This is a genomic window from Microbulbifer jejuensis, assembly GCF_047289955.1.
GTDB lineage: Bacteria > Pseudomonadota > Gammaproteobacteria > Pseudomonadales > Cellvibrionaceae > Microbulbifer.
The window spans coordinates 23539-29538 of the sequence record NZ_JBLBUB010000041.1; the positions used below are offsets into that span (position 1 = coordinate 23539).

At 45.0% G+C, this 6000-nt stretch carries 6 protein-coding genes; 5 read left to right on the top strand and 1 reads right to left on the bottom strand.

Annotated elements, in window-relative coordinates:
* Positions 1-440 precede the first annotated feature (440 nt).
* A complete protein-coding gene (locus ACL7TT_RS19225; protein WP_413397824.1) occupies positions 441-629 on the bottom strand; it encodes a hypothetical protein in 189 nt (62 codons plus the stop codon).
* 391 nt (positions 630-1020) lie between these two features.
* Between ACL7TT_RS19225 and ACL7TT_RS19230 the strand changes: the two genes are divergently transcribed.
* From ACL7TT_RS19230 to ACL7TT_RS19250, 5 genes are all read left to right on the top strand, one after another.
* Entirely contained in the window at positions 1021-1608 is a 588-nt protein-coding gene (locus ACL7TT_RS19230) for a tetratricopeptide repeat protein (protein WP_413397825.1), read from the top strand.
* Positions 1609-1626: 18 nt separating this feature from the next.
* Positions 1627-2772: a hypothetical protein gene (locus ACL7TT_RS19235; RefSeq protein ID WP_413397826.1), complete on the top strand. Its 1146-nt coding sequence runs from the start codon at positions 1627-1629 to the stop codon at positions 2770-2772.
* 831 nt (positions 2773-3603) lie between these two features.
* Positions 3604-3849 carry a hypothetical protein gene (locus ACL7TT_RS19240; protein ID WP_413397827.1) on the top strand — a complete coding sequence of 82 codons (246 nt, stop codon included), beginning with the start codon at positions 3604-3606 and terminating at the stop codon, positions 3847-3849.
* A 1051-nt stretch (positions 3850-4900) separates the two neighbouring features.
* Positions 4901-5365: a hypothetical protein gene (locus ACL7TT_RS19245; protein ID WP_413397828.1), complete on the top strand. Its 465-nt coding sequence runs from the start codon at positions 4901-4903 to the stop codon at positions 5363-5365.
* Between the two features lie 75 nt (positions 5366-5440).
* The gene (locus ACL7TT_RS19250; RefSeq protein WP_413397829.1) at positions 5441-5773 is read left to right on the top strand and encodes a GNAT family N-acetyltransferase; all 333 of its coding nucleotides are present in this window, start codon (positions 5441-5443) and stop codon (positions 5771-5773) included.
* The last annotated feature ends 227 nt before the right edge of the window (positions 5774-6000 follow it).

Sequence of the window (6000 nt, forward strand, 5' to 3'; positions counted from 1 at the left end):
TCACTAAAGCACTTCGTTCGGAGAGTGAAATTTCCCCCAATTATCCCTTACCGCAACAAGTCCTAGATTCGCCAGGAATTGATTGCAGATTCCTTGATGCACTGCAAACGTCTTCGCCAGCCGGTACGGCCCCTTGGAACTCAATCCGACCGATACCGCCCAGCGTTCCGGTACACTCTGTGGACTGGGATGGCGAATACGCGTTCGGAGTCTGCACCACTGCTTGAAAAAACACATGCGCAGACACCTGCGAACCCATTTATCGCATAAGAGCAAGGGGCTTTTCAGGCCCCGCTTGATGCAGTGCTGGATAGGGCTAACTGCGTCCTAAGCACGTCTACCAGGCCTGAAGTCATAGCTGTGATTGGAGAAGGTCGGGCCTAGGATTGGCGTCAGCACTTGGCTGATCGCTTACTGGATCACGCGGTCGTGTACTGTGGCTATCCCCAGGTGGCCTTTGCCCCCGAGGACTTGGGTATTGCGACCCGTTTGACGGGTTGGGGTTGGTAGTAGCCCTCAACCAGGGCTCGGTGCAGTGAGAGCCAGCGTGACTTTATCCACCGGGGATAGTCATAAATGGAGATACCATCGACCCTGCCAGTGACACAGACACCCCCGGATAAAGACATGAAATGTCCCTGCACAACCGCCGCATTTGCCCTACCCCTCAAGCCTGCGGACTTTGTTATCTTGTGCTAACTTCTTCCTGGGGCTGGGCCTTATATACGATTTTTGTCCGTCGGCCCCAAGGTTTGTGTTCGAGCTTCCTCCACACAGCCCTTCTCGGGGTTGCCCTTGCCTTCGGCTAGTAGTTATGATCACCGCTAGCCCAGTGACCCAACTCTCTCACAGAGGACCTTCATCGCATTAGTTCCTGCCCATGCTGGGCGTACACAAGTGGCTAAAATATAACCTTCACCGCGTAGCTTATTTTGTGCGTAAATAGCACAAAACAACCAACTCTGTTCCGACAGTTTAGCTGGGCGTTACCTTTCTCAAAAAAATCAACAAATGAGTTTTATGAAAAAAATATTTATACTCGTGTCTCTGATAATAGCATGTACTATTGCGCCAGTATTCGCTACATCCAAACCCTATCTATTGGCCAACGAAGTAATCGATCGATCGCCATCATCTAATTTTCCAGATAATGCTGCCAAGTATTGGGCATTGCGCACTCAAGCCATTCACTTTGCAAAAAGTCAACAGTGGAATAAAGCTATTCCACTGCTTGAAAAGTTGACCAAACAGTACGAAGACGATGGCGATACGTGGTTTTTACTTGGACATGGATACCTACAAACTGAGCAATATCAAAAAGCAATACTACCGCTAGAGCAAGCGCTTCAGCTTGGCACTATTATGACAGGGGTAAAATCTGCTTCATCACCGTCTAACGATATCATGATTAAAATAGCGCAATGCTATTCTGCTATTGGCAAAAAGCAAAAGGCACTAGATTGGCTACAAATGGCATTAGAGTACAGATGGGATGATAGAAAATCTCTCATTAAAAACACTCAGTTTGAAAAAATCGCTCATTCTCCAGAATACAAAAAGCTCTCAGGAGAGTTCTTAGAGTCTGGTTTATCAAGAAATGATGCGTGACGACATGATTTATATTTTTTGCTGAATGAGATTAAGCGACTGCATGTAGATCCATACCATAGAATTTCTGCAGAACAGCTTGAATTAAAATCCAAGTCAATCGCCGAAAAGATTCCAAGCTTGAACGATCAACAAATTGTCTTTAAATTTATGGAGTTGTTGGCCACTGTCGGGAACGGGCATAACTTTATTGTACCCACACACTCTCTGAAAGGATCTTTTACTCGCCTGCCAGTTCAGTTCTATTGGTTTAGCGATGGTATTTATATTGTAAAAGCCAGCTCCAATTATAAGCATTTGATAGGTCGTAGAGTAGTTTCGGTGACTAATACGCCCGTAGAACAAGTAATGAAAAAGATAGCGAGTGTTAACGCCAGAGATAATGAAATGCAACAGTATTGGCTGGGGCCCTATTATCTGGCACTACCCGAGGTACTAGAAGGAATAAAACTAGTTAACGACATTAATGATGTTGCTTTTACTTTAGTCGATAAGAATGGCAATAATACACGAGTAAGTTTTCCTGGGGAGTCATTCCATTTTACAGGTTTCCCAACACTACCAGCGCTTGAAACGATCAACAATCCAGATTACCTGAAAAGAAAAATTGAAAATTACTGGTATGCAGAGCACGAGAAAGATAACTATCTTTACCTACAGTTCAATGCGGTAGCTCAGAGTGAGTCACAGTCTCTTTCTCAATTCAGCGAAGAAATTCGGCAGCGCATCAAGCAGAACAACATAGGTAACCTCGTATTAGATCTGCGACATAACAGTGGTGGAAATGGTTCAATTTTACCGCCACTCATAAGCACATTAATTTACTTTGTAGAGAAAAATAAAGATAACAAGTTGTTCATTATAGTTGGTCGTAATACATTCTCTGCTGCTCATCTGTTACTTGCTGATCTTAATAGATTGACAAATGCCATTATTGTTGGCGAGCCCAGTGGAAGTAAGCCAAATCACCTAGGTGAGGCGGGTTGGTTCAAGCTTCCGTACAGTGGTGTCTGGGGGATTATCTCGTCGCAATATCACCAAGCGTCGAAGGCTGAAGACCATCGCATCTGGATAGCTCCCCATTTACCTGTAACACAGTCTTCCGAGAGCTACTTTTCAGGTGAAGATTCTGTGATGATACAGATACTCGATGCTATTAAATAACGACAACTTAAATTGAAAAATAATCGAGTAAAGGCGGGTTTTAGCCCGCCCTTCCCACACCAGCGTACGTGCGGGTCCGTATACGGCAGTGCATTCAGCCACTCGTTCGGATGGTGAAATTTCACCCGGATACCCCTTACCAAACATGCCCCGGATTCCCTGGGAACGGATTGCTGATGCCCCCATGCATGGCAAATGTCTTCGCCAGCTAATGGGGAAACTAAACTTAGTGTCATCTAAAGCTTCTGCTTGATTGAATTCTTTGCAAAAAGCGATTACGGTAGGTCAGCTCCCATAGCACCCAACCAGTAAGCCAGCGCAAACGAAGAAAAAATAGATAAAAACAGCGCTACGATCATTATTCACTCTGCGAGGCGCCCTGAACGGGAGCCCTCGCAGGAAATCGATAACTACAACAAGTCTTCAACAAACAATGAAGGACCGCACCACGACCGCGTAAATGAGAGAAAAACGCCACCTCCCAGTGCGCCTAACACCGAGAGATGGCTAACCCCAATAGATAACTAAACTATCTAGCGAGGCTGTCTTGAATGATACGCCATACACTCGTTCGTCTTCAATAAACGTCTCCCGGAAGGCGAACTTTTCGAGTCACTCCCGCCCCCGGCGGCGGAGTGTGCTGTGGCGCTCCGTGATGATTGGTGTGGTCTTTTACTTCAGCCGCGCACCGCCTGTCTGGCTGCGCACCCTTTCTGCAAGTTTCCCTTTTCTTTTCCTCACAAGGATCACGCCTGCGGGGAGAGAAGTGGTTCAAACCGATGCACTTTTCCTGCGCCTTTCCGTCACATGCAATTCAAGGAGCCAATAAAGATGCCTATATTACCCTGTCGATTGTTTCAGCCACTGGATCTGGGCGGATATTTTATTATCACACCGGTCGCTATCAGGGATAAGGTTGTGGATCTGCACATTGTGCCCGGCAGGGGTAACCGGGTGGTGCGGGCCGTGCGTTTGCTGCAACTGTTGGACGAAGCCTGGGCGCTCGAGGAGGCCCCAACCGATCAGCCCCCAGCCATCCTCAGGCCATTCAAGCACCGACCCAATGAAAAAACATAGCCCCGAGGGGCAGAGGGGGCGCCTCGAAAGTCTGTGCAATCCCGTGCAGCACCACAAACGGTTACCTTCTCGTACGCTGCCTGGGAAGGCAAACACAGTCAAGACGGCAAGCCAGTGACCTTGCGTTCCCCCTGCTGCCACAGTAGGTGCGCAAGGCTCGATCACCGGAGGCGACGCTGCCGTGGCTGTACCGGCAAGGTGTATCAACCGGCAGAGGGAGGAAATCCTGACGATACGCCCATCTGGGTAGTGGTACCGTTTTACAGGCAATTTGACCAGATGCGAAACGGAATTTCGATCACCGTAACTGTTATTTTTACAGGAAAACTTACTACCGGGTCGGAAGGAAAGAATACCCCTCTCCCAGGACACGCTGTGAATACATCCTTGTACGTTCGTAATCGGCATCCATGCCTCATACGATCCTGGCAGAGGGCTATTCTTCCCTCCTGCTTTACTAGTATTCCTCCTAGCAATCAATAAATGCAGAGGGTAACATTTGGCGGTAGTTTTGGGATACTAGTTATGATGATCATTTTCTCATGTGGGACATTAGCGCTAAATTTCTGTAGGTGATTGATTCAGAATTAGTTTTTTACGATTTGACGCAGAATAAATTTTGTGTTGCCAACAAATATAATACTGGTCATGGTGATCAGTCTATAAACGTTAGGGGACTACAAATAATGAAACTACTTTCAATCATAATCATGAGTCTGCTGCCACTTAACTCATTGACACAGGATAATTATGAATGCGATGTTTCAATAAATACTGAAGCAGAGGCGATTAGCTGCGCAATGTGGCACTCCGCGTTATCTCGGAGTTATCTATAAATGGGTACAAATTTATAGCTACTGAGACGGAGAGTGGCTGGATTATTGAACATGCAAACCAGGACCTCAACGACTCCACTTATTCCGTTTCAATTAAACGTAATGGAGAATCAATTGAACTTAATAGCAAATAAATCACTTAACCAGTGCCAGCACTGAAAATTTCTGACACACCGCTTGTTCAACAGACATTAAACACCAAAAGGATGAAGCCATTGAAAATTCTAATATCAGCTATTATTGCATTAAGCCTTTCAGTCTCGGCGTTAGCTAACACGCCTTTGTCGGAGGCAGAATTAAAACAGAAAGCAGAAGCCTTCATCCAAGCAAAAAATACCAGACAACAACCGGACACAACAATAAAAGACATTGATAAATTTATCTCACTATTTTCTGATAACTTTATTGACGAACATATAAAATTCAATGTTACCGTTACAAAAAAGGCGGAACTCCGAAAAGGAATGATTGCCAAATTGTCAGACAAGGTTTATTTTTGTGAAGTAAAAATAGATCAATTAATGCTTGGCCGTAATGTGGCTTTCATAAAATATACTGAACACGCTAAAGTAAAGCCTTCACACATGGATAAAGTGGTTGAATATACAAGCACCAATATTGTCTCGTTAGAATTTGACAACAATGGACTGATCAAGCATCTCCGGCGGCATCATGGTTAGTTGAACTTACGGGCATCTCTATAAATTGATTTTTCCTCAATTTTATCGCCCTGGCGTCCCCATTATTCGGTGCTTATGGGCACCAAAAAACCTGTCCTGCGCGGCGTTATCTGTATTAAGGTAGATATGGAATATATAAAAATTTCAGATACCTCAGTTCCAAAAAAACTTTTACTAGAGGCAGACCCATCCGAGGTAAAGATAGGTTCCTATCTTCCAGGCGCCATCTGTTTCGCAGCAATTGATAATAATGAAATAGTAGGAGTCTGTGTAGTTCAGGAAATTGCTACTAATATGGCAGAAATATTCAATATTTCAATCAACCCAAGACATCAAAAAAAAGGTATTGGCTCAAAGCTACTTCAGTTCACGCTGTCTGAACTTGAAAACAAAGGTTTTCACGAATAGAGCTAGGCACTGGTGCTTTTGGGTACCAATTAGCGTTCTATCATCGTCACGGTTTTAGAGTCGATTCCATCCTAAAAGATTACCTAGATTCAACTTGTAAGTGCATATCTCAATGGAGCTAGAAAAAGCGGCCAGTTGCCCGTAGGCTTCTCGCTTTTTCTCCGGCAAGAGTTATGCAATGAGACACTACAAGCAACTGACCTATGAGCAAAGATGCCAGATTGAGG

What these genes read in the sequence shown, in the direction of transcription:
- ACL7TT_RS19225 (WP_413397824.1), bottom strand. Translation starts at nt 629, where the DNA reads ATGTCTTTATCCGGGGGTGTCTGTGTCACTGGCAGGGTCGATGGTATC.
- ACL7TT_RS19230 (WP_413397825.1), top strand. Translation starts at nt 1,021, where the DNA reads ATGAAAAAAATATTTATACTCGTGTCTCTGATAATAGCATGTACTATT.
- ACL7TT_RS19240 (WP_413397827.1), top strand. Translation starts at nt 3,604, where the DNA reads ATGCCTATATTACCCTGTCGATTGTTTCAGCCACTGGATCTGGGCGGA.
- ACL7TT_RS19250 (WP_413397829.1), top strand. Translation starts at nt 5,441, where the DNA reads ATGGGCACCAAAAAACCTGTCCTGCGCGGCGTTATCTGTATTAAGGTA.